Here is a 3,398-nt window from a genome sequence, read left to right as displayed (position 1 = left end):
ACGGGCAGCCATGTCCACTACGGCGGGATCATCGGGATTTAATGGGGTGTGGATGTAAGGAATCTGTTGCAGTCCCAGGTGATCTCCGACCATCACCCGCATGTATCCGTCAATGACATACAGCGCGCCGTCATTATGCTCAATGGCGACAACCGGATTCAGGATGCCCATTTCCCGAACACTGTCGAGCAGGGTAGTGAACTCGGGCCGTCCATTGTCTCTGGGGGGCATCAATTGAATGACGCTTTCAATGCCGGTAAACCGCTCAACTCTGGCGTAACGGATTTCCCGGTTATTGATCTGGGTCTGGGCCAATGCTTGTGTGCTCATAAAAAGCCTCCTTACAAGAATAACAACCGTTTTAGCAACCTACTGACAGACGCGCAAGCTATTGATTGTCCGACATACAGCCATCTGGACGGGGTCTAAAAACTGCACCTTTGGTGCGTCAGGTGTGGTGAAATAAAAGGCGTCGGACAGGGCGTCCGACAGCATTGTCTGACGGGGTGTCTGACGCTTGGGCCGACAAAAAGCTGTGTTGTCTGACCGCCTGACAGACACCTACAGTCACCGCCTCACCTGCTTAAAAAAACGGAGTCTCCATCTGAAGACTCCGTTTTAGATTGTTACCGTAACGATTGCCGGAAAACGCAGTGTTAATGCTTCGTTTGCACGCCATAGAAAACCTGACAGGTTGTGTGACGGGATGAGAGCTGGCCACGACCGTTTTTCCGGCAGTCAGACAAACGGACGTTTGTGTAATAACGCAGCATGTCACGTTATTTTGATTATTGGTGGCGTGTCACATAGAATAAAATTCAGGCAACTGACGCGGAGAACAGTCATGACCCAGATAACCGAGGTCTTATCGCCACCTGTCACCAAAAAAAGAGGCCGTAAGCCCAAGGGCGACCGTCCCATGACGGCAGCGGAACGGGCCAAGGCCAGCCGCGACCGTCGCCGCTTCCCGATGGAAGGCTACAGCGGGAAGCCGATCTCCGTAATGTTGTCGGGTGACGCGCACATGGCCCTGGATGAACTCATCACCACATATGGCGACAAGTCACAAAAAGAGATCGTCGATCTGGCGCTCATCCATCTGCTTAAATCGCAGCCAGTCACTCAATAATAAAAAAGCCGCCCCTCATCGGGGTTTCAAAAGGGGCTTGCCCCTTTGCCTACCAAGCGAAAACCTTACAATTCGCTGTGCGCTATTGTTCGGTTTTCGCTTGGTAGGTTATGTCAATATGAGGATAGCCTGCTCAGTGAGTTGCGTGCCCAGGTGGACCACTGCAAAACATATCGCAACGGCACAACGGTCAATGTCTGGGCGATCCGTGATCGGGAGAGTACAGCGCAAGCCTGATGATTGGCGGTCCGGGAAAATGCGATTTTAGATAGGGTGCATGTGTACCAGGTTGTTACAGTAACTGAAACCGCAACAAGTCACACAATGGCGGCGGTCGTTACGCAGTAACTCCGTTACTGTTACGGTGACCAGTCACGAAAAAGGCCCGCGCAACGGCGGGCCTTCCCAGACTGCTCGGCAGATCCCTTCTGGGTGAGGGCATGCCCGTTATAAATCTGGAGAGAAAGCCGATTTATCCCCTGCCTGATTGCCTCCCATTATAACGCGGCCAGTAAGGGCGCAGAAATGCCCTGGAAAGCCCGCAAGGTATCGCGGGGGTATGTTTGTACCTTGGCCGCATCGCGGACGCACAGACGCAGCGAGAGCGCACAAACAAAAAAAGGCCCACGTGGAATGTGGGCCAGAGTTCGGAGATACTGAATCATGCACCCGGGCTACTCGGCATCGTCCTTCCGGGCAAGGACTCGACTAAACGCACGCGCACGGACTGCCGCATCCGCACATGCCTGATTACGGTCTACCGTACCCGAAGCGCATCCGTTTGCACAAGCCAAAATCCGCGCACCTGATCTAGCTGGTATCCTGCTTCGCGTCTGGCCGACAGGGGAAAGGTGCGCAGATCTTCCAGAGAGGTGCCTTGGAATACGGTAGGTTTTTTGGTTTGTCAGTGGACAGAATGCACCGTTTTGCCTGACAGCCCCCAAACCCTGAACGACAGATCGCCCGACTTTGCTCGGTTCGTCTGGCACCCAGGATGGCCAACTATAGGACCTTACCGTGATCCCCTGAAAATCCATTGCGTCACTCTCATCAGAGTGATGCGTCAAGCCAAGGGTAGAATCCATCACAAATCCGGTAGTTCATCGCCTTTAGCTGGCGGATTACTTCTTACCTTATCCAGAATTTCCTGAAAGTCAGCAGGGCTTGCATTGCTGCCGCGCCGTTTGAAGAAGTCGGCCGCCGTTTCTACAGCACCGACCTTTTCAGCGAGAGCAACCGTGATCCACTGATTGAGAGATACACCGTCCTCCCGTGCAAGCCGTTGTGCAGCGGCCTTGAGGGACTGTGGCAGTTTCAGGGCATAGGCGGCCTTGTTCATTGGCGGACCTCCATCAAAAGTTGTTTGGGTAGCCATAGGGGAAGATTGAAACGGGGCGCAGCCACCGCGAAATGCACCATGTTGAAAGTAACCAAAGCATCGGCATGACCATTTACGGCGGCCTCCAGAACCATTTCATCGTTCGGGTCGTTGAGTTGTGGCCGCCAGTGGAAATGAATATCTACCGGGCTGCAAAGACCAGCAAAGGCGTCCAGGAATCGACCGACCTCTTGGAGGGTCAGCTGAGATACCGCTAATTGCTCAGGCCTTGTCAGTACCGCTTCGTATTCCATGAACAAAGCGGGCGTTGCCAATACGGTTATCTGCCCCAAACCGATCAACCGCAATACCGCGTGGCTGGCCCCCAGGTTGCTACGCAGGGCGCTGGTCAGTACGGAGGTATCGAGAACGATTTTCAGCATATCTCATAGGATATCACAAAAACGAAAAAGCGGGTTTTCGCGGGGACAACTTGCCCTGTTGCTGGTCACACCACCGTACAAAAACCATCCCAACCTGAACCACCCTGCACGAACCTGCCGTAAAGGCCCCATATTTGCCCTAGAAACGACGCAAATCCAGATCTTGTACATTTCCATCACTCAACCACTAAAAACGTGTCCTGCGCCAAATTTACCCCTCTTTTGTAAAACCCGAGGGGGAGCCACTGCCATAGGTAGTGGGGGACGCAGTCCCCGAAGGGGGTCGACCCGGCAAGCCGCAGGCGCGGACAGGGGGACCAGCAGGGTCCCCGCCGGGGATGTTTGCGCCCGGCGCCGTAGGCGGCAAGTGGGCGCCCATTGTCATTGTCTGTCGGTCATTTTGGTTTTGGCTTTTCCACCGTCGGAGACGTTAAAAGCTTTTCTTTAAGTTAAAACCGCGCGCGCGCGTTACGGTTTCTGGAAGCCTTATGGTTATTGGCCTGTAGGG

At 54.0% G+C, this 3,398-nt stretch carries 5 protein-coding genes; 1 reads left to right on the top strand and 4 read right to left on the bottom strand.

Annotation, left to right across the window (positions count from 1 at the left end):
- The coding region (locus AC2VLY_RS08570; protein WP_486922106.1) for a ParB N-terminal domain-containing protein at positions 1 to 330 on the bottom strand (330 nt) is incomplete at its 3' end.
- A 514-nt stretch (positions 331 to 844) separates the two neighbouring features.
- Between AC2VLY_RS08570 and AC2VLY_RS08565 the strand changes: the two genes are divergently transcribed.
- A complete protein-coding gene (locus AC2VLY_RS08565; protein ID WP_486922105.1) occupies positions 845 to 1,129 on the top strand; it encodes a hypothetical protein in 285 nt (94 codons plus the stop codon).
- Between the two features lie 497 nt (positions 1,130 to 1,626).
- On the opposite strand, the gene AC2VLY_RS08560 is transcribed toward AC2VLY_RS08565, so the two are convergent.
- From AC2VLY_RS08560 to AC2VLY_RS08550, 3 genes are all read right to left on the bottom strand, one after another.
- Entirely contained in the window at positions 1,627 to 1,794 is a 168-nt protein-coding gene (locus AC2VLY_RS08560) for a hypothetical protein (protein WP_486922104.1), read from the bottom strand.
- A 419-nt stretch (positions 1,795 to 2,213) separates the two neighbouring features.
- Positions 2,214 to 2,468: a toxin-antitoxin system HicB family antitoxin gene (locus AC2VLY_RS08555; protein WP_486922103.1), complete on the bottom strand. Its 255-nt coding sequence runs from the start codon at positions 2,466 to 2,468 to the stop codon at positions 2,214 to 2,216.
- Positions 2,465 to 2,890 (bottom strand): putative toxin-antitoxin system toxin component, PIN family, encoded by a 426-nt coding sequence (locus tag AC2VLY_RS08550; RefSeq protein WP_486922102.1) that lies wholly within the window; start codon positions 2,888 to 2,890, stop codon positions 2,465 to 2,467. The genes AC2VLY_RS08555 and AC2VLY_RS08550 overlap by 4 nt, the downstream gene beginning before the upstream one ends.
- Positions 2,891 to 3,398: the final 508 nt, after the last annotated feature.

This window comes from Acidithiobacillus sp. TH-A36 (assembly GCF_057473445.1).
This window is presented reverse-complemented; position numbering and strand designations above follow the sequence as displayed.